Raw genomic sequence first — 20,054 nt, 5'->3', positions numbered from 1 at the left:
GATCGCAACGGCTTGACTTCATGGGGCAGGCCCCGCACGACGCTGCTTCAATCAGAGAGGATCACATGGCAAGCGACGCGACTATCACCGTCATCGGCGAGGCAATGCTGGAACTGAGCCGGGGCAGCGGCGATGGCTGGAACCTGCGCTATGGTGGCGATGTCATCAACACCGCGATCCACCTGGCGCGGGCCGGGGACAAGGTGCGCTTTGCCAGCGCGATCGGCGCCGATCCGATGAGCGAGGATTTGCGCAAGGCTTGGGAAGCGGAAGGCGTCGATACCGGCCTGCTGATCGGCACACCCGGCCGGACCACCGGCCTCTATGCGATCGAGACGGATGAGACCGGCGAGCGCAGCTTCCATTATTGGCGCGGCGAGGCCGCGGCGCGGGCGATGTTCGACCTGCCCGAAAGCGGCGCGATGGTTGATGCCGCCGCCCAGTCGGACCTGCTCTATTTTTCGCTGATCACGCTTGCGATCCTGCCCGATGCCGGCCGCGAGGCGTTGCTGGCGCTGTGCGAACGGGTGAAGGCACGGGGCGGCCGGATCGCCTTCGACGGCAATTACCGGCCGCGCCTGTGGAGCGACGCCGCGACCGCGCGGGCGTGGCGCGACCGGGCGATCGCGCTGTGCGACATCGGGTTGCCGACTCTGGCGGACGAGGTCGAAATGGGCGAGGCGGATGATGCCGCCGACGCCGCGGCCCGCTGGGGCGCGGGTGATGGGCGCGAGATCGTGGTCAAGCTGGGCGCCGAAGGCTGTCTGGTCGGTGGCGCGCTCGTGCCGCCGCCGGCGCGGGTCGATGTCGTGGATTCGAGCGGCGCGGGCGATGCCTTTAACGGCGGCTATCTGCATGCGCGGCTGGCCGGCGCGGAGCCGGCAGAGGCGGCATTGGCCGGGCACCGTCTGGCCGGCTGGAATATCGGTCGGCGCGGTGCGATCCCGGCGCGCGACGCCGATGCGCCCTATGGCCAGAAGGTGCCGGCCTGAGCCGGGAGCGATCGCACGGGGCGTGGCCTGTGGTCCCGCCCTGTGCTAGCGCGCTGACATGACGATCGGGGATGCCGCATCGGCGGGCGGGCGCGACGAAGGATCGGGCCGCCGCCGCCAGATATTGGAAATCGCCGCGCAGCTTTTTGCGCGCAAGGGCTATCGCGGCACGTCGATGCGCGACATTGGCGAGCAGGCCGGGGTGCTGGGCGGATCGCTCTACCACCATATTAAGTCGAAGGACGCGCTGTTCGTCGAACTGCATAATGGCGCGCTGGATGCGGCCGAGGCGCGGATCGCGGCGGCGGTCGCGACGCAGGCCGATCCCTGGGCGCGGCTGGAGGCGGCTTGCGCCAGCCTGCTGGATATTCAGTTGGCGGCGGATTCGCTGACCATGCCGATGATGAATGATTTTCGCGCGGTGCCGGATGGCGTGCGCGACCAGCTTGTGGCGCGCCGCGACCGGTTCGAGCAATTGTTCCGGGATCTGGTGGCGGCGCTGCCGCTGCCGGCCGACATCGACCGTTCGCTCTATCGCACGTTGCTGCTCAGCCAGCTCAATTCTGCGGCCGACTGGTATCGTGATGGCCGGCTGACGCGGCCGCAGATCGCCGCGCAGATCGTCGCCATTTTTCGCCACGATCGGTTATAGTCTGGGCGTCAACGGTGTGCGTCGCAGCGGCAAGGATGCCGTGCGCGTTTGACTGTAACAGATGTTTGGTATAGCTGATCCGCAGCAAATTTGGAGAGGTTCGATGTACAGCTATGTTCCGCCGATCGACGATTATCGCTTCCTGCTGAGCGAGGTGCTGGGCTTCGACCAGGCGATGGCGGAGCTGAACAAGGATGTCGACGCCGACCTGGCCGTGACCGTGCTGGACGAGGCCGGGCGCATGTGCGCCGAGCGCCTGGCGCCGCTCAACCGCGAAGGCGACGAGCATGGCAGCCAGTTGATCGACGGCGCGGTGCGGACGCCGCCCGGCTTTGCCCAGGCCTATCGCGACTTTGCCGATGCCGGCTGGGCGGCGCTGTCGGCCGATCCCGACCATGGCGGGCAGGGGCTGCCCTTCATCCTGCAGCTGTGGCTGGACGAGATGCTGTCGGCCGCGAACCTGTCCTTTGGCCTGTTCCCCGGCCTGACCCGTGGCGCTTGCGAGGCGATCGCCGCCCATGCCAGCGAGGAACTTAAGGCGACCTATTTGTCGCGCATGGTGAGCGGCGAATGGACCGGCGCGATGGCGTTGACCGAAAGCAGTGCGGGCACCGACCTTGCCCTGCTGAAGACCAAGGCCGAGCCGCAAGGCGATGGCCGCTATGCGGTGACCGGCACGAAGATCTTCATCTCGTCGGGCGACCATGATTTCGGCGGTAATATCGTCCATCTGGTGCTCGCGCGCCTGCCCGATGCGCCGGCGGGGGTGAAGGGGATCAGCCTGTTCCTGGTGCCCAAATTCCTGCCCGGCGCGGACGGTGCCTTCGACCAGCGCAACAGCATGTCGGTCGGCGCGCTGGAGAAGAAGATGGGCATCCATGCCCAGCCGACCTGCGTCATGAATTATGACGGCGCGACCGGCTGGCTGGTGGGTGAGGCGCATCGCGGCCTGGCCGCCATGTTCACGATGATGAATGCCGAGCGGTTGATGGTCGGCATCCAAGGGCTTGGCATTGCCGGCGCTGCCTATCAGCAGGCGGCGGGCTATGCCAAGGAACGGCTGCAGGGTCGCAGTGCGGACAATCAGCGCGCGCCGGTGGCGATCATCGAACATGCCGATGTTCGCCGGATGCTGCTCAATATCCGCAGTTTCGTGGAGGCCGGGCGCGCGCTGGCGGGCTGGACCGCGCTGCAGCATGACCGATCGCAGCACCACGCCGACGCCTGCGAGCGCGCCAGGTCCGACGCGCTGGTGGCGCTGCTGACGCCGGTGGTGAAGTCATCCTTCACCGATTTCGGGTTCGAAAGCGCGGTGCAGGCGCAGCAGGTCTTTGGCGGCCATGGCTACATCCGCGAATGGGGCATGGAACAATATGTGCGCGATGCGCGCATCGCCCAGATTTATGAAGGCACCAATGGCGTGCAGGCGGCGGACCTGGTCGGGCGCAAGCTGCCGATGGCGGGCGGCGCGGTGGTCGAAGGCTATTTCGCCCTGATCGCGGCCGATGTGGAAGCAGCCGGTGGGAGCGTGATCGCGCGCAGCACCTGCACGGCGCTCGACGCGCTGCGCACGGCGACGGCGGCCCTGCAGGGCGCGGACATGGATGCAGCCGGCGCGGCGGCTGTCGATTATCTGCGCCTGTTCGCGCTGGTGTCGATGGGCTGGATGTGGACCCGGATGGCGCAGGCGGCCGCGCAGGGCAACAGCCCGCTGCATCAGGCGAAGCTGAAGCTGGCCGACTATTTCGCGCTGCGCGTTTTGCCGCAGGCGCAGGGCCTCGCCGCCACGATCGCCGCCGGTGAAGCGTCGATCATGGCGTTGGAGATCGACGCCTTCTAATCGCGCACCATCAACACGTCGCAGGGCGCGCCTTCGAGCAATTCGGAGGCGCGGCTGCCGATCAGTGCATGGACGAAGCCGCTGCGACCATGGGCGCCCAGCACCAGCAGGTCGATATCGCGTTGTGCGATCAGGGTCGGCAGCACCTCGCCGGCGCGACCCTCGATCAGTTCGACCTGGAACGGGCGGGCTTGGCCGGCCAGTTCCGGACGAGCGGCAAATTCGGCGCTTTCCCGTTCCGCTTCCGACCGGGCGAAGGCCAAGGTCTGGTCGGGATCGAGGCGGGAGGGGAAGCCGCCATCATAGACATGGACCAGATCGAGCCGCGCCTTGGGAAACAGCATCGCGGTCATCTGCACGGCATGGAGCGAGCAGTCGGAAAAGTCGGTGGCGATCAGGATGCGCCGATAGGGATGGCGCGGCCGTTCCTTGACCACCAGCACCGGCACGGGCGAACGCCGGACCAGATAATCGACCGCCGTGCCCAGGATGAAGTCGCCGACATGATTGTGGCGGGCCGGGCCGACGACGATCACCGCGCTGCCCCGCTCCTTGCCCAGTTCCGCGATGGTTTCGGGCGCGCGGCCCTGGATCAGCACCGGTTCGACCGGCGCGGCGACGCCCTCGGTCAGCTTGGCGATGACCCGTTTGGCGCGATCGGAGGCGCGGGCGACATGGGCGGCATCGCCCTTGTCCAGCGCATGGGCGACGAGCAGCGTGCCGCCCAGATCGGTCGCCAGTTCGACGGCCCGGTCAAAGGCCCGGTCGCTGCGGGCGGTCAGATCGGTGGCGATGAGGATGGTTGGCGGCACGAACATCTCCCTGTCTGGTCAGGTGGTAGCTAAGCGCCCGTTTGAGAAAGCCGGTTCCAGCCCGCGCCCCCGCCCAACCACCCGACAGGATGACACTGGATCGGGTGGTTGGGCGGGGGCGCGGGCTGGAACCGTACTGGAAATCGCCCTTTCGCGATTTTTCAAACAGGCTCTAAGCGCTTGCAAGACAAAGCCTATCATCCTCACGCCGCGCTTGCCACTCCGGGTAGACCCTGGCCCGGCAGGGGGGCGATTGCAGACACCGGCACCTGTCGGTCGGTCAGCGTGAGTGGCGCGGGGCGGTGCGAAATCAGGATCAGGCCGGTGCCGGTCCGGTCGAGCCAGATGCGCAGCCGGCTGATCAGAAGCGCCTCGGTCGCGGCGTCCAGCCCCTCGGTCGGCTCGTCCAGCAACAGCCAGGGACGACCGGTCAGCAGCGCGCGTGCCAGCGACAGCCGCTTGCGTTCGCCGCCTGACAAGGTGCCGCCGGCTTCACCCAGCCGATAGTCGATGCCACCGGGCAGGCTGGCGATGCGCTGGTCGAGACAGGCGACATGCAGCGCATCGGCCATATCGGCCGCATCGATGCCGGGCCGGGCGATGCGCAGATTGTCGGCGATGCTGCCGGCCAGCATCGGCGCGTCCTGGGGCGAGAGGGCGAACTGGTCGCGCAGCGCCGGCCCGGAGCAGGCTGCCAGCGGATGGCCGCCAAGCGCGACATCGGCCGTAACCGGACGCAGCCCGGCCAGACCCTCCGCAAGCAGGCTCTTGCCCGAACCGGAGCGGCCAGTGGCGGCGACCCGCGCACCGGGGCGCAACTCGATGCCGCCCAAACGGATGACTTGGGCTGTCGCGGCGGATGGCGCAGGCGCATCGTCCAGCGGCAGTGCATCAAGCGCGGCCAGCCGGGCAAGGCCGGCATCGACGCTGGCCTGGCGGAAGGCGGTGCGCGACAGCCCGGCCATCGCCTCCACCGCGCCGGCGCTGGCCAGCAAGGCAAGCGCGACCAGCGGCGCGGGGGCATCGGCGCCGAGCAGCACCAGCATGACCGCCAGCGCGCTATAGGCCGCGAGCAGGGCGGCCTGCACGCCTTCGCCGATGAACAGGCGGGCGCGGGCCCGGTCGAGTCGGTGCGTGAGGGGTGCCAATTCGGCCATCACGCGATCCCCCAGTCCATAGGCCGCGATTTCCGCGCGGGCGCTCGCCAGTTCGACATAGCGCGCGCGCATTGCGCCGAGCGCATCGGCGGCCTGCTGTGCGGGGCCTTCGGTCAGGCGGCAGGCAAGGATGCGCAGCAAGAGCGGCAGGGCGGCGAGCATGACCGCCAGCAGCAGGGCCGACAGCCAGCCGCCGCTCGCCGCCAGCATCACGCCGGCCAGCGCCGCCATCAATCCGGCGATCCGGCTGGGGCGGCGCACCACCAGATCCTCCAGCGCGTCGATGTCGCCGGTCAGCCGCGCGGCGGCGTCGCCGCTGGACAAGGGCAGGGCGGTGCGGCTGTCCTGAGCGGCGAGGCGCGCGAACAGGCTGGCGCGCAGGCCGCCCATGGCTTCGAGCGCGGCGCGGTGCGACCAGAGCCGCTCGCCATAGCGCGAGACTGTGCGCAATATGGCGAGCAGCCGGATCGCGGCGCTGGGCACCAGATAGTTGAACGCCTGCACGGCGACCGTGCCGGCCGCTCCGGCCATGGCGGCGGCAGTCAGGAACCAGCCGGCCAGCGCCAGCAACGCAATGCCGGCCAGCGCCGCAATGACGGCGCACAGCGTCGCGCGGCGCAGCAGCATCGCGGAGCCTGTCGCCTTGTCGAGCGCGATCCGGATCGGGTTCACAGCATCACCTCCAGACGGGCGGCGGCGGTCAGGCGATGATCGTGGGTGGCGACCAGGATCGCCCGCTCGGCCGACAAGGCGACCAGCAGGGCGATGATGTCGGCGGCGCTCTCCGCATCCAGATCGGCGGTGGGTTCGTCGCAGAGCAGAACGGGCCGTTCGGACAGGATGGCGCGGGCGAGGCCGATGCGCCGCCGTTCGCCGCCCGACAGGCCCGCCCCCTGATGATCGATGGCAAGGTCCAGCCCTTCGGGCCGCGCGGCCAGCATCGGCGTCAAGCCGACACGCGCGGCAACCTGCGCGATCTCCGCTCGGTCGGCATCGGGGCGGGCGAGGGCGATATTGTCGGCCAGGCTGCCGGGCAGCAGCAGCGGCCGCTGGGCCGCCCAGGCGATGCGCGCGGGATCTACCGGAGAGAGTTCGCCCGAGGCCGGGTCAATCTGTCCGGCGATCGCGGCGAGCATGCTGGTCTTGCCGCTGCCGGTCGGGCCGGTGAGGGCGATCAGGTCATGCGGCTTGAGCATCAGGCTGACCGGACCGATTCCAGAGCCGATGCCGATCCGCAAATCCTTGAGATGAAGGCCATCGAACGGCGCGCTGGCCGGATGCAGCGCGGCCTCCACGTCCGGCAGGGCGGCAGCGATTGCCTTGTCCGCCGCTTCGCCCATCTGCTTGTCATGATAGGCCGCGGCCAAGCGGCGCATCGGCAGGTAGAATTCCGGCGCCAGCGCCAACGCGAACAGCGCGGCGCGCAGCTCCAGTGTTTCGGGGGCGGGGAAGGGTAGCAGGCCAAGCAGCGCAAAACCGCAATAGACCGCGACCAGCGCCACCGAGAGCGCCGCGAAAAATTCCAGCACGGCCCCCGACAGGAAGGCGACGCGCAGCACCGCGCCGGTGCGGGTCGCTGCCTCCTGCGCGGCGCCCGCCACTTGTCGGCTGATCCGCACCTGCGCGCCATGATGACGGATCAGCGGCAGCGCGCGCAGCCGGTCGACGAACAGGCCCGACAATTCGGCCAAGGCCGCCAGTTGCCGCTCCGCCGCCGCCCGCGCCGCCGTGCCCGCCAGCACCATGCCGAAGGCGAAGGGGAGCAAGGTTGCCAGCATGATCGCGGCGCAAACCCAGCTTGCGGTCGCGACGATGGCGGCGACCAGCAGCGGCCCCAGCGCCGCCGCCTTGCGGATCGGCAGGAAGCGGGCGCCATGCGCCTCGATCGCGGCGAGATGGTCGATCGCCAGCGTGGCATTCTCGCCCGCCAGCAACGGACGGGCCAGCCGTCCGCCCAGCAGCCGGGGCAGCAGCGTCGATCGCCGCGCGGCGACGATGCGCTGGGCCGACCGGATCGCCTGGACATGGGCCAGCATCAGCCCGGCCGCACGCACCAGCCCGCCGGCCAAGAGCAGCAGCGGCGACCGCCAGCCGATCGCGACGCCATCGGCCAGCGCACTGACACCCTGCGCCAGTCCCGCCGCGAAAAGAGCGGCGCCGATGATGTCGATGACCCAACCCATGCCTGCGGTTTTCCCTAGCTAGACCTTGCGTCCCATTCATTTAGGTTTGGCGGCAGAATATAATTTGATCTGTCTCAATGATGTAGCGCCGTCACGTCCATATTTCGCCAGCCAACTTGGTTCAGGGAAGAAAGGGGGTCGCGATGATAAGCATGGCCGTCGTTGAATTATCCAGGCTGCAATTCGCTCTCACAGCTTTATACCATTTCCTGTTCGTGCCCCTGACACTGGGCCTTTCCTTCATGCTCGTCATCATGGAAAGCGTCTATGTCATGACGGACCGGCCGATCTGGCGGGATATCACCCGCTTCTGGGGCAAGCTGTTCGGGATCAACTTCGTCCTTGGCGTGGCCACCGGCCTCACCATGGAGTTCGAATTCGGCACCAACTGGGCCTATTATTCTCACTATGTCGGCGACATTTTCGGCGCGCCGCTGGCGATCGAGGGCCTGATGGCCTTCTTCCTGGAGGCGACCTTCGTCGGCCTCATGTTCTTCGGCTGGGATCGCCTGTCGAAGCGCGGCCATCTGCTCACCACCTTCATGGTGGCGCTGGGGTCGAACCTGTCGGCGCTGTGGATATTGGTCGCCAATGGCTGGATGCAGCATCCCACCGGCGCGACCTTCAACCCGCAGACGATGCGGATGGAAGTGACCGACTTCATGGCGGTGATCTTCAATCCGGTCGCCCAGGCGAAGTTCGTCCACACCGTCAGCGCCGGCTATGTCTGTGCCAGCGTCTTCGTGCTGGGCGTGTCGGCCTTTTATCTGCTCAACGGCAAGCATGTCGCCATCGCCAAGCGCTCCTTCACCGTCGCGGCCGCCTTTGGCCTTGCCGCGTCGCTGTCGGTCGTCGTGCTGGGTGACGAAAGCGGCTATGCGCTGACCGAGAACCAGAAGATGAAGCTCGCCGCGATCGAGGGCATGTGGCAGACCGAGCCTGCACCGGCCGGCCTGACCCTGTTCGGCCTGCCGTCCAACAGCGGGCGCGAGACCACGCATGAGATCAAGATACCCTATGTGCTGGGCCTCATCTCCACCCGCAGCCTGACCGGCGAAGTCACCGGCATCAACCAGCTGGTCGACACCGCCAAGGTGCGGATCGCCGCCGGCATCATCGCCTATGATGCGGTCGAGACACTGAAGGTCGATCGCAACGACCTGGTCGCGCGGGAAGCGTTCGAGCGCAACAAGGCGGATCTGGGCTATGCCCTGCTGCTGAAGCGCTTCATCGCCGATCCGCGCCAGGCCGATGCCGCGACGATCGAGAAGGCGGCCTGGAGTACCGTGCCCAATGTGCCGGCGATCTTCTGGATGTTCCGCATCATGGCGGGGCTGGGCTTTGCCTTCATCGCCTTCTTCGCGACCGCCTTTGCCTTCTCGTCGATGCGGCGGTTCGATGCGCGCTGGTTCCTGAAACTGGCCCTGTTCATGATGCCGATGCCCTGGATCGCGATCGAGGTCGGCTGGGCGGTGGCGGAAATCGGGCGCCAGCCCTGGGCGGTGGACGGCGTGCTGCCGACCTTCCTCGCCGCCTCCAGCCTGACGGTGCCGCAATTGTGGACCACCATCATCGGCTTCACCCTGCTCTACGGTATCCTGGCGGTGATCGAGGTGAAGCTGATGCTCGCCACCATCGCCAAGGGGCCGGAACGCTATGTCCCCTGGCGGCCTGACAGCCCCGCCGAGCCGGCGCCCGATTTCCGCGCCGTGCCCGCCGAATGACGCCCGCCAACCGGAGTTAGGACAATGACCATTCCGCTCGATTATGAAACGCTGCGCGTCATCTGGTGGCTGCTGCTGGGCGTGCTGCTGATCGGCTTCGCCCTTACCGACGGCTTTGACCTGGGATCGGCGGCCTTGCTGCCCTTTGCCGGCCGGACCGACGAGGAACGGCGCATGATCATCAACAGCGTTGGCGCCACCTGGGAAGGGAACCAGGTCTGGTTCATCCTGGGCGGCGGCGCCATCTTTGCCGCCTGGCCCTTCGTCTATGCCGTCAGCTTTTCCGGCTTCTATCTCGCCATGTTCCTGGTGCTGTCGGCGCTGATTCTGCGACCCGTCGGCTTCAAATATCGCTCGAAGAAACCGGACGCTCGCTGGCGTGCCGGCTGGGACTGGGCGCTGTTCGTCGGCGGCCTGGTGCCCGCGCTCGTCTTTGGCGTCGCGGTCGGCAATGTGCTGGTCGGTGCGCCCTTCCGCCTCGATGGCGATCTGCGCATGTTCTATGAAGGATCGCTGCTGGGCCTGTTCACGCCCTTCACCCTGCTGACCGGCCTGCTGTCGGTCGCGATGCTGGTGCTGCATGGCGCCGGCTGGCTCAGCCTCAAGACGCAGGGGCCGGTGCTGCAGCGCGTGCGCCTCTATGGTCAGGGCGCAGCGATCCTGTCGATCCTGCTGTTCGCCATCGGCGGGCTGTTCGTCGCCTGGAGCGGTATGGGCTATCGCGTCGATGGCGTGATCGATCCCAATGGCCCGTCCAACCCGCATCTGGGCGGCGCGGTCGCGGCGGCGGGCGCCTGGCTCGACAATTATGCGGCGCATCCCTGGATGCTGCTGGCGCCGATCCTGGGCTTTGCGGGGCCGGTGCTGGCACTGCTGGGCATTCGTGGCCGGCGCGACACGTTGGTCTTTGCCGGCTCGTCGATCGCCAATGTCGGCATCATCAGCACCGTCGGCCTGTCGATGTTCCCCTTCATCCTGCCCAGCTCGATCGATCCGGGGTCCAGCCTGACCGCATGGAATGCCTCGTCCAGCCACGGCACCTTGTTCACCATGCTGATCTGCACCGTCATCTTCCTGCCGATCGTGCTGGCCTACACGGCCTGGGCCTATAAGGTGATGTTCGGCCGGGTGACCGACCGCGAAATCCGCCTCAACCCCGACTTTTACTAAGGATCCGACCTATGTGGTATTTTGCCTGGATATTGGGCGTCGGCCTGGCCGTCGGCTTCGGCATCCTCAATGGCGTCTGGCACGAGTTTCATTCGGAACCCGGCGAATATTGAGCTGACAGATAGCGCCCCGGCGGTTTGACACAGCCGGGGCGTCGCGCCACCCCATCGCGGCCAGAAGAACGCAGGGGAAGGGCATGGACGGAGAGGCCGCAACCGCCCGCATCGCGCGCCGCCATGCCCAGATATTGGGCGATGCGCCCCGCATCGAAGCGCTGAGCATCGACGAATATAGCGCCGATCTCGACCCGCTGATCCGGCAGATGATCGCCATCAACCAGAGCATCGACGCGCGCGAGGCGGACCTGCTGACCGACGTAACCGAAGCCCAGGCGCAGGGGCAGGGCGACATGTCCGTTGTGTTGGCGCGTCTGCCCGAAATCATTCGCACCATGATGCGCCATCCCGCGCTGTTCGCCCGCCAGACCGATGTTGGCGTCACGCTGCTGACGCAGGGCAAGCTTTCTGCGCGCGATCGGGAAATGGCGATCCTGCGCGTCGCCTGGCTCTGTCAGGCGCCCTATGAATGGGGCGAGCATGTGATGATCGCGCGCCATGCCGGCATCGGTCGGGACGAGGTGGAGCGGATCGTGACCGGTTCGGCCGATCCGGGTTGGAACGACCATGACCGGGCGATCCTGCGCGCCGTCGAGGAACTGCATGGCGACGCCATGATCGCCGACGCAACCTGGGCCGTGCTGGCTGCGCGTCTGGACGAGGCGCAACTGATCGAACTGACGGTCCTGATCGGCCAATATCAGGCCGTGGCCTATTATCAGAACAGCCTCAAGCTGCGCCTGCACGGCGGCAACAAGGGGCTGTCCGCCCGATAAGCCCGGCCGTCAGATCGGTTCAGTTGGCCGGTTCAGCCGATCCGTTCACTCGGCATGTTTCGGGGCGGGACTGTCCACCCTGACGAAGCCGTGCGGGGTCTGGACCCACTGGCCGGCCTTCTTGCTGGTCGGCGTGAAGGCGACGCGGGCTTGGGGGCTGCTAGCGCTACGAATTGGCTTCATGGCTGGATACTCCCTGTTCCTTTTCATTCTATCCAAAATCACGCTGAACGAACCTCGGGAATAGTACGGGGATCGTCTATTTTCGGGATATTTTGTCGGATTGGATATTATTGCGGCCTTGAAATGCAAATTCACAAGTGCCCCTTTTGTTCCTAAGGAAAATCGCAAAATTCGCATGGTTTGGGTGCATCGCCGCTGTGATTGGTTTGTCCAAATTGGTCATGCCAACTTGTGGGCGTGCAGGCGCCGGGTTAGCCTCCCGCAAAATCGAGGGAGGATGCCGTGACGAAGGGCCGCATGTTGATGGTAGGCAGTCTTCCCCTGCTGGCGATGACGGGCGTGATGCTGGGCGCTGCCACGCCTCCCGCCGACCCCGGTCGCTTTGCTCAGGTCGCGAAGGTCGATGACCAGTATCAGGCCTATAATGTCGAGATGGTGGAGGTGGTTGGCGGTCGCTTCTGGGCGCCCTATCCCAAGCCGGGCGAGGCGCCGCCCCAGCCGGCGGCCGGCGGCAGCGGCGGCGTCGACATCGCCGCCGTCATGTTCCGCAAGCGCGAGCCGATCGACCTGACCGGTGACACGCGGCTGCGCAATCTCGCCCGCGCGCTGGGGCCGACCTATGTGCGCGTGAGTGGCGGCTGGGCCAATGCCGTCTATTTCCATGACAGCGATACGCCGCCGCCCGCCACGCCGCCCAAGGGCTATCAGAGCGTCCTGACCCGTGCCCAATGGGCCGGCGTCGTCGACTTCGTGAAGACCGTCGGCGGCAAGCTGGTCGTATCCTTCCCCGTGAGCGACGGCGCGCGCGACGCGTCGGGCGTGTGGGATCCCGATCAGGCGCGCCGCCTCAACGCCTATACCGAGAAGCTAGGCGGCCATATCTACGCCGCCGAACTCATCAACGAACCCAATGCGGGATCTATGGTCGGCCTGCCCAAGCGCTATGACGCGGCCGCCTTCGCCCGCGACATGGCCGTCTTTCGCGCCTTCCGCGATGCCGATGCGCCGCAGATGAAGATCGTCGGGCCGGGCAGCACGGGCGAGGCCGGCTTCGTCATCATGCCGCGCAATATCGGCGTGGTGCCGACCGACGCACTGATGAGCGCCGAGCCGCGCCCCAGGGTCGATATCTTCTCCTATCATTTCTACGGCACCGTCTCGAAACGCTGCGCCGCGATGGACAAGAGCGCGGGGATCAGCCCGGACCGGGCACTGGACGAGGATTGGCTGGCGCGCGCCGACAGCACGGCGACCTATTACAAGGAACGGCAGCAGCGTTTCGCGCCCGGCACCGATATCTGGATCACCGAAACGGCGCAGGCGGCCTGCGGCGGCGACGCCTGGGCAGCGACCTGGCGCGACAGTTTCCGCTATGTCGATCAGTTGGGGCGGCAGGCGAAGCAGGGCGTGACCGTGGTCTTCCACAATACGCTGGCGGCCAGCGACTATGCGCTGATCGATGAGGCGACGATGATGCCGCGGCCGAGCTATTGGGCGGCGGTCCTATGGGCGCGGCTGATGGGCAATGTCGTGCTGGATGCGGGCCGGGATGAAGGCAAGCTGCATCTCTACAGCCAGTGTCTGCGCGGCACACCGGGCGGCGTCGCGCTGGTCGCGATCAATCTCGATACCGCCAATCCCGCCAGCCTGTCGCTCGCCGGCAAGGCGACCCGCTACACTCTGACCGCCGACAATCTGGACGCGGGCAGCGTGAAGCTCAACGGCCGGACGCTGGCGGTGGGGCAGGATGGCGTCTTGCCCAATCTCAAGGGCGTCGCCGCGCGAGGCATGCAGTCGCTACCAGCGGCGAGCATAAGCTATCTCGCCTATCCCGATGCCCGCAACCCGGCCTGTCCCTGACGCCTGATACGGCGCCGGGCGGGCCGGGCAGGGGCTGTTCGGCGCATCAGGCCAGGGCCAGGGCAAAGGCGCCCATATGGGCGATGATGGCGCAGCACATGATGGCGATCGCGCCCTTGGTGCTCAGAAAATCGGTCATGGTCTGTCTCCTTGGCCGGTCGGCGCGGATGATCCATTCATCGGCCCGCCGGTATGAGAGGGAGCGATGGCAGCCCACGATTGACGGGCAAGCGGCTTTTCGTCACGCAGGAGGAATAGAAGAAAAAGCGCGGAAAACCGGGCCATTCCCGGTTCGCGTTTCGCGAATGGAGAGGGGGATTGCGTGAAACGTCTCCGCCGTGTGCTGCTCGAACTCTGGGCGATGCTGCCGGTCGCGGCGGTGATCGGCTTTCTTGGCCCCTTTGGCACCTATTTGTCGGGCGATTTCCTGCTGCGCGCCGGGCGATGGTGGATCATGCTGATGGGCGCCTATATCCTCGCGCGGCCGACGCTGATCGCCTGGCGGGCGATTGCGCGGGCGACGCGGTTGCCGCGCGGGTCGCTGGTCTTCTGGGGTATGGTCGCCTCCAGCTTTCCCATGGCGCTGATCTGGCGGCTGGTCGGGCGGGATGAGGTGCGACTGCTGGGCGGCTATGCCGGCCTTTTGCCCTTCACCTTGCTCTGTTGCCTGCTGGTGATGACCATCGCCTGGTGGGCGGAGCGGGCAGACGCGCATCTGCTGCGCTATTATGACGATCATATGGGACCGGCCTCACCCTTCGTGTCGCCATCGACCGATGGTGCGCCGCCGCTCACGCCGATGGCGGGAAAGCAGGTTCGCCTTCATCAGCGTCTCAGCCCGGCTTTCACCGGTCCCATAATCGCCCTGGAGAGCGAGGATCATTATGTCCGCATCCATGGGCCGCATGGCAGCGAACTGATCCTGATGCGGCTGCGCGATGCCATTGCCGAAATGGACGATGTGCCCGGCGCGCAGACCCATCGCAGCTGGTGGGTGGCCAAGGCGGCGCTTGCCGACGGAGCAAGCGTGGGCAAGGGCCGGGAAATCCGGCTGACCAACGGCCTGTCCGCGCCGATCGCGCGCGACTCCCTTGATCGCCTGCGTCAGACTGGTTTCCTGCCGGACTGACGCGGCAGGATCAGAGGATCAGGTTCAGCGCGACGATGATCAGGATCGTCGCCAGGATCGTGCGCAGCACCGCTTCGCGCACATGCGAGGCGAGCAGGCTACCGACGATGATGCCGGGGATCGACCCGATCAGCAGCGATGCCAGCAGCGACATGTCGACCGTGCCCAGCCACCAATGGCCGATGCCCGCCACCAGCGTCAGCGGCACGGCATGGGCGACGTCGCTGCCGACGATCCGGGCGAGCGGCGTGCGCGGATAGAGGATCAGCAGCGCGGTCGCGCCGATCGCGCCGGCGCCGACCGAAGTAATGGTCACCGCCACGCCTACGATCACGCCCAGCAATATGGTGAGGTTGCGGGTGGTGGCGGGGCTGCGATCCTGGCCATGGGTGCGCGACCAGGCCGTGATCCGATCGCGGAACAGCAGCACCAGGCCGGTGAGGAACAGCATTACCCCCAGCGTCACCTTGATCGGATCGACTACGGCGGCCGACGGCGGCCCCATTGCCTTGAGCGCCATCAGCGCGCCGATCGCGGCCGGCATCGATCCCAGCGCCAGCCAGCCGACGATCGCCCAGTCGACCGATCGCTTCCAGCCATGGACCAGGCTGCCCACGCTCTTGGTGACGCAGGCATAGAGAAGGTCGGTGCCGACGGCCGCAGCCGGGTGGAAATTGAACAATAGCACCAGGATCGGCGTCATCAGCGATCCGCCGCCAACGCCGGTCAGCCCGACCAGCGTGCCGACGATGAAGCCCGTCAGGGAATAGAGCGGATTGATCGTCACGGCCGCTCCTGCGGTGCATGACGACAGGTGGTGCGACCCGTCATGGCGTCACCTAAGGGCGTTTGCGCCGCCCATGCAAGTCCAAGCACTCGATCCATATCCGTGCGTCCCCCCTTATGTTTCGCGCTGGGACATAGCGGACGCCATGGCGGGGTGAAACCCGCCCCTTGCTTGAGGGGGGTGATAGCTTTGCTATGGACGGGGCGCGCCACATATCGCTCCCGCGGCTGTCTGGCCCGCGTCCGACCGCCTAGCGTGCCGGGATAAGCGACAGGAGCAGGATATGGTGGAACGGGCACGGGTGGCGGTGGTGACGGGCGCGAGTTCGGGCATCGGCAAGGCGATCGCCAAGGCCATGGCGCGGCAGGGCTGGCAGGTGATCGGCACCGGCCGCGATCCCGAACGGCTGGCAGCTGCCGAGGCGGAGATAGCGGCGGAGGCGGCCGGCGCGCCCGTCACCATGCTGCGCGCCGACCTGTCGCTGCTCGGCGGAGCCGCCCAACTGGCGCAGGATATCGCCGCGCTGACCGACCGGGTCGACCTGCTGTTCAACAATGCCGGCGGCATGACCGATAAGCTGGTGATGACGGACGAGGGGCTGGAGGCGAATTTCGCCGGCAATCATCTGGGGCCGTTCCTGCTGACCCAGCGCCTGTTGCCGCTGTTGCGCAAGGCGGCGCAGGATCAGCCGGCGGGCGCGGTGCGCATCCTCAACACTGCCTCCGACGCCAGCGAGATGATCCCGTCGATCAACCTGGACGACATGCAGAATCTGGAACGGTTCAGCCCCGGCATGGCCTATTGCACCGGCAAGCTCGCCAATGTGCTGTTCGCCCGCGCGCTGGCCGATCGGCTGGCGGGGGAGGGGATCGTCGCCCATGCGGTCCATCCCCGGCGCGGTCGATTCCAACTTCTTTTCGCATGCGCCGGCCGATACGCAGGCGCGCTCGCGCGGGCTGGACAAGGCGAGCGAGGTGGAGGGAGCGGACACGCTGGTCTGGCTGGCGACTGCCCCCGAAGGGGCGGCCAGCAATGGCGGCTATTGGTATCGCCGCGCACCGCGCACGCCCAACACGCGGGTCGAGGATGCAGCGATCGTCGATCGCTTCTGGCAGGAAAGCGAAAAGCTGATCGCGGCGCATGGCCGCTGAGAACGCAAGGCGCCCCGGACCGGCAATCCCCATCGCCGGTCCGGGGCAGTCCCTCCCCCAGGGAACTTATTCCGGCACCTTGACCTGCGCCAGGCGGGGCGAAAGCAGGTGGATCGCCAGCAGGGCGATGAAATAGGCGCTGCCCGCCACCGCGAAGAGCGGCGCATAGCTGCCGATGCTGTCGAGGATATAGCCGGCATATTTGGCCATCAGCATACCGCCGATCGCGCCGGCCGTGCCGCCGATGCCGACCACCGATCCGACCGCCGCACGCGGGAACATGTCCGAGGGCAGCGTATAGAGATTGGCGGAAAAGGCCTGATGCGCGGCGGTGGCGATGCCGATCACCAGCACGGCGACCCACAGATTGTCGATCGACTGGGCAAAGAAGACCGGCGTGACCGCGGCGGCACAGACCAGCATGGTCAGCTTGCGCGCGGCGTTGACGCTGTGCCCGGCCTTCATCAGCCGTCCCGACAGCCAGCCGCCGGCCACGCTGCCAAGGTCCGACAACAGATAGATGGCGACCAGCGGTGGGCCGAAGCTGATGAGGTCGAGGCCATAGCGCTCGCCCAGATAGCCCGGCAGCCAGAAGAGGAAGAACCACCAGATCGGGTCGATGCAGAATTTGCCGATGGCAAAGGCCCAGCATTCGCGCACGGCAATCAGCCGGCGCCAGCCGATCGGCGTGACCGGGTCGGCCGGATCCTGCTGGATATAGGCGAGTTCGGCGGCGCCGACGCGCGGATGCTCCTGCGGCCGGCGATAGAAGATCAGCCAGGCGGCAAGCCAGACGACGCCGAATATGCCGGTCGCGATGAAGGCGAAGCGCCAGCCATATTGGATGGTCAGCCATGGCACCAGCAGCGGCGTGATGATCGCGCCGACATTGGCGCCGGCGTTGAACAGGCCGATCGCGAAGGCGCGTTCCTTCTGCGGGAACCATTCGGCCACCGCCTTGATGCCGGCGGGGAAATTGCCGGATTCGCCGACGCCCAGACCAAAGCGGGCGAAGGCGAACTGGGTCACGCTATGCACGCCGCCATGGGCGACATGCGCGATGGTCCAGATGATGATCGCGACGGTATAGCCCAGCCGCGCGCCGATCGCGTCGACCAAGCGGCCAAAGCCCAGATAACCGATCGCATAGGCCGCCTGGAACCAGAAGACGATATTGGCATAGTCGGTTTCCGACCAGTGCATCTCGGCCGCCAAAGTGGGCTTCAGCACGCCGATCATCTGCCGGTCGACATAGTTGATCGCGGTGGCGGCGAACAACAGCCCGACGACCACCCAGCGATAGCGCCCGACCCTCTGGGTTGCTCCGGCGACGGCCTCGTTCATTCTCTTCCTCTCCTCTTGCCCTGCGGCCTTGTCAGGCGGCCGCTTGGGGGCGGATGACGCAATGTGCGGTGCCGAGCGGTCCGAAGTCCGCAACCACCGTCTGCCCGACGCGCACTTCATGCACGCCGGTGACGGCGCCTGTCGATATCCATGTGCCCGGTTGCAGCCTTATGCCGCGCGCGGCGAGATTTTCGAGCAGGAAACGCACGGAGCCGATCGGCCCGTCGGGGAAGCTGACGGCGCGGCCGGTGCCGGCGACGACGCCGTCGATGCTCAGGCTGATGTCGATCTCGGCAAATGCCAGCTTCTGCCAGTCCGGCACGGCCGCGCCGATCAGCAGGCCGTTATTATTGCCGAAATCCGAAACGGTGACGGCCGGACCATGCTCGTTGATGCCGGTGAAGGGCGAACTGGCGATTTCCAGGCCGATATGCACGGCGTCGACCAGCGCGGCGGCTTCTTCCAGGGTGAAGCTGGTCTGGGCCGGGTCGGGCGCCCGGCCGATGCGCAGCAGGAATTCCGCCTCCGCCGCGCCAAAGCCATGGGCAAAGACCAGCCCGGTGGCATCGGGGGTCAGTTCATGGATGGTCGGGGTAAAGATCGGCCCGGCCAGCCGATCCGCGCCGAAACGCTCGACCAGCGGGGCGGGCACGCGGCCGACCTTCCAGCCGCCGACCGGCGCATCGACCAGCGCCAGTGCCTCCGCCTGGATTGCATAGCCGTCGGCCAGGCTGGGCGGGATCGGGCCGGGATAGTCGGAAAAGCCCGTCGCCTGCTGTCGGGCGGTGACGAAGGCGCGCGCAATGGCGGCAGGGGAAGCGGCGGTCACGATGATCCTCTCGGCTGGTTCTTCTTCTCGGGATGCCTGCAAGAGTAACCGGTGTCAATAGATTTGCCGAGCGACGCATATTGCGCTGGTTGCGGGGCATAAGCGCGCTATAAAAGGGCCATGACAAAGACACCCAGGGACGAGGGCGCCACCGCCAAGCTGACCATCAACGACATTGCCCGCATGGCCGGCGTGTCGAAGAAGACGGTCAGCCGCGTCATCAACCGATCGCCGCTGCTGAACCAGGAAACCCGCGGCAAGGTGGAGGAAATCATCCGCCAGACCGGCTATGTCCCCAATCCGCAGGCGCGCGCGCTGGCGCTGGGGCGCAATTTCCTGATCGGCCTGATCTACGACAATCCCAATGCCCAGATGGTGCTGAGCATGCAGAAGGGGATATTGGAGGCGCTGCACGGCACCGAGTTCGAACTGGTTGTGCGCCCGGTGGACAGGGGCGCGGCCATGGTCATGGAGGACATCCATAATTTCGTGACGCGCCAGCGCCTGTTCGGCGTTGTGGTGCTGCCGCCGCTGTCCGAAAATGACAGTCTTTCCAAGCTGTTCGACGATGCCGGCTGTCGCTATGTGCGCATGGGCTCGGCCCTGCTCGATGACCCTGAACATATGGTCGCCTCCAATGACCGCGACGCGGTGGCCGATGCGGTGCGCTATCTGATCGCGCAGGGGCATCGGCGGATCGGCCTGATCGCCGGGCCGCATGGCTTCCGCTCGGCCAAGGAACGGCGCGAGGGCTTTGAAATGGCGCTGGCGGAAGCCGGCATCAGCCTGCCGCGCAGCCTGGTTGCGGACGGACAATATACTTTTGAATCAGGGGTTTCGGCGTCCGAAAATCTGTTCGATCTCACCTCGCCGCCGACCGCCATCTTTGCCAGCAATGATGAGATGGCGGCAGGTGTCCTCTATGCCGCGCGGCTGCGCGGGATCGAGGTACCAGAGCAATTGTCGATCATCGGCTTCGACGATACGCCGCTCACCACCCGCGTCTGGCCGCCGTTGACCACGGTGCGCTGGCCGATCGCGGCCATGGGCCGCGCCGCCGCGCTCAAGCTGATCGGCACCGCCATCGGCGAGGAGGCGGAGGTCAGTGAGCCGTCGCTGTTCAGTTCGACCCTGATCCGGCGCAGTTCGGTGGCGCCTGCTTCGGGCTGATCCACGCGAAGGTTGACACCGGTTTCCGAATTTGCTTCCCAAGGGAGAAATTTCAGACAAACGGGCGAGGATATCATGTTCGACAAGACCTATTATGCGACCCACCCCGACATGATGGAGTGCGTGTCGAACGAGGAGCTGCGGGATCGCTATCTGATCGGCGGGCTGTTCCGTGACGG

General features: G+C 66.7%; 18 protein-coding genes and 1 pseudogene. 12 read left to right on the top strand and 7 right to left on the bottom strand.

Going from position 1 to position 20,054, the window contains the following annotated elements:
• The first annotated feature begins 65 nt into the window (after positions 1-65).
• The 3 genes from A0U87_RS20190 (at position 66) to A0U87_RS20180 (ending at position 3,484) form a co-directional block, all read left to right on the top strand.
• Positions 66-992, top strand: a complete 927-nt coding sequence (locus A0U87_RS20190) for a sugar kinase (protein WP_048938876.1) — start codon at positions 66-68, stop codon at positions 990-992.
• 58 nt (positions 993-1,050) lie between these two features.
• The gene (locus tag A0U87_RS20185; protein ID WP_048938875.1) at positions 1,051-1,644 is read left to right on the top strand and encodes a TetR/AcrR family transcriptional regulator; all 594 of its coding nucleotides are present in this window, start codon (positions 1,051-1,053) and stop codon (positions 1,642-1,644) included.
• Positions 1,645-1,747: 103 nt separating this feature from the next.
• Positions 1,748-3,484, top strand: coding sequence for an acyl-CoA dehydrogenase C-terminal domain-containing protein (locus tag A0U87_RS20180; protein ID WP_137405925.1), 1,737 nt, complete (start codon positions 1,748-1,750; stop codon positions 3,482-3,484).
• Here the strand turns inward: A0U87_RS20180 and A0U87_RS20175 are convergent.
• From A0U87_RS20175 to A0U87_RS20160, 3 genes are all read right to left on the bottom strand, one after another.
• Entirely contained in the window at positions 3,481-4,302 is an 822-nt protein-coding gene (locus tag A0U87_RS20175) for a universal stress protein (protein WP_107917630.1), read from the bottom strand. The genes A0U87_RS20180 and A0U87_RS20175 overlap by 4 nt on opposite strands.
• Positions 4,303-4,499: 197 nt before the next feature.
• Positions 4,500-6,125 (bottom strand): ATP-binding cassette domain-containing protein, encoded by a 1,626-nt coding sequence (locus A0U87_RS20165; RefSeq protein WP_048938873.1) that lies wholly within the window; start codon positions 6,123-6,125, stop codon positions 4,500-4,502.
• A complete protein-coding gene (locus tag A0U87_RS20160) occupies positions 6,122-7,636 on the bottom strand; it encodes an ATP-binding cassette domain-containing protein (protein WP_048938872.1) in 1,515 nt (504 codons plus the stop codon). Before A0U87_RS20160 ends, A0U87_RS20165 begins: the two co-directional genes overlap by 4 nt.
• A 143-nt stretch (positions 7,637-7,779) precedes the next feature.
• Between A0U87_RS20160 and A0U87_RS20155 the strand changes: the two genes are divergently transcribed.
• The 4 genes from A0U87_RS20155 to A0U87_RS20140 all read left to right on the top strand — a co-directional run bounded on the left by A0U87_RS20155 (position 7,780) and on the right by A0U87_RS20140 (position 11,422).
• Positions 7,780-9,360 (top strand): cytochrome ubiquinol oxidase subunit I, encoded by a 1,581-nt coding sequence (locus tag A0U87_RS20155; protein WP_137405924.1) that lies wholly within the window; start codon positions 7,780-7,782, stop codon positions 9,358-9,360.
• A gap of 24 nt (positions 9,361-9,384) precedes the next feature.
• The gene (cydB, locus tag A0U87_RS20150) at positions 9,385-10,530 is read left to right on the top strand and encodes a cytochrome d ubiquinol oxidase subunit II (protein WP_048938870.1); all 1,146 of its coding nucleotides are present in this window, start codon (positions 9,385-9,387) and stop codon (positions 10,528-10,530) included.
• An 11-nt stretch (positions 10,531-10,541) separates the two neighbouring features.
• Entirely contained in the window at positions 10,542-10,643 is a 102-nt protein-coding gene (gene cydX / locus A0U87_RS20145; RefSeq protein ID WP_004207768.1) for a cytochrome bd-I oxidase subunit CydX, read from the top strand.
• A gap of 83 nt (positions 10,644-10,726) precedes the next feature.
• Positions 10,727-11,422, top strand: a complete 696-nt coding sequence (locus A0U87_RS20140; protein WP_048938869.1) for a carboxymuconolactone decarboxylase family protein — start codon at positions 10,727-10,729, stop codon at positions 11,420-11,422.
• A 45-nt stretch (positions 11,423-11,467) separates the two neighbouring features.
• Here the strand turns inward: A0U87_RS20140 and A0U87_RS26290 are convergent, their stop codons facing one another.
• The gene (locus A0U87_RS26290; RefSeq protein WP_004207766.1) at positions 11,468-11,605 is read right to left on the bottom strand and encodes a hypothetical protein; all 138 of its coding nucleotides are present in this window, start codon (positions 11,603-11,605) and stop codon (positions 11,468-11,470) included.
• Between the two features lie 282 nt (positions 11,606-11,887).
• Between A0U87_RS26290 and A0U87_RS20135 the strand changes: the two genes are divergently transcribed.
• The gene (locus A0U87_RS20135) at positions 11,888-13,465 is read left to right on the top strand and encodes a hypothetical protein (RefSeq protein ID WP_234415614.1); all 1,578 of its coding nucleotides are present in this window, start codon (positions 11,888-11,890) and stop codon (positions 13,463-13,465) included.
• Between the two features lie 322 nt (positions 13,466-13,787).
• On the top strand, positions 13,788-14,594 hold the full coding sequence (locus A0U87_RS20130; protein WP_234415613.1) for a LytTR family DNA-binding domain-containing protein: 807 nt from the start codon (positions 13,788-13,790) through the stop codon (positions 14,592-14,594).
• 10 nt (positions 14,595-14,604) lie between these two features.
• On the opposite strand, the gene A0U87_RS20125 is transcribed toward A0U87_RS20130, so the two are convergent.
• On the bottom strand, positions 14,605-15,381 hold the full coding sequence (locus A0U87_RS20125; RefSeq protein ID WP_048938866.1) for a sulfite exporter TauE/SafE family protein: 777 nt from the start codon (positions 15,379-15,381) through the stop codon (positions 14,605-14,607).
• A gap of 283 nt (positions 15,382-15,664) precedes the next feature.
• Between A0U87_RS20125 and A0U87_RS20120 the strand changes: the two genes are divergently transcribed.
• Complete coding sequence (locus A0U87_RS20120; protein WP_240700602.1) at positions 15,665-16,615, top strand: SDR family NAD(P)-dependent oxidoreductase; 951 nt, start codon at positions 15,665-15,667, stop codon at positions 16,613-16,615.
• On the opposite strand, the gene A0U87_RS20115 is transcribed toward A0U87_RS20120, so the two are convergent.
• Entirely contained in the window at positions 16,599-17,876 is a 1,278-nt protein-coding gene (locus tag A0U87_RS20115; protein ID WP_010338012.1) for an MFS transporter, read from the bottom strand. The genes A0U87_RS20120 and A0U87_RS20115 overlap by 17 nt on opposite strands.
• A 31-nt stretch (positions 17,877-17,907) precedes the next feature.
• Complete coding sequence (locus tag A0U87_RS20110) at positions 17,908-18,705, bottom strand: fumarylacetoacetate hydrolase family protein (protein WP_048938864.1); 798 nt, start codon at positions 18,703-18,705, stop codon at positions 17,908-17,910.
• Between the two features lie 120 nt (positions 18,706-18,825).
• On the opposite strand from A0U87_RS20110, the gene A0U87_RS20105 reads away from it, so the two are divergent.
• Together A0U87_RS20105 and A0U87_RS26845 are read left to right on the top strand one after the other, a co-directional pair.
• Positions 18,826-19,875 (top strand): LacI family DNA-binding transcriptional regulator, encoded by a 1,050-nt coding sequence (locus A0U87_RS20105; protein WP_004207757.1) that lies wholly within the window; start codon positions 18,826-18,828, stop codon positions 19,873-19,875.
• Between the two features lie 75 nt (positions 19,876-19,950).
• Positions 19,951-20,054: pseudogene (locus A0U87_RS26845) on the top strand (5-dehydro-4-deoxy-D-glucuronate isomerase); the annotation flags it as partial.

The organism is Sphingobium sp. MP9-4 (assembly GCF_005281675.1).
Classification (GTDB): domain Bacteria; phylum Pseudomonadota; class Alphaproteobacteria; order Sphingomonadales; family Sphingomonadaceae; genus Sphingobium; species Sphingobium yanoikuyae.
The sequence above is the reverse complement of the archived record's forward strand: the minus strand, read 5'-3'. Positions and strand labels throughout refer to the sequence as shown.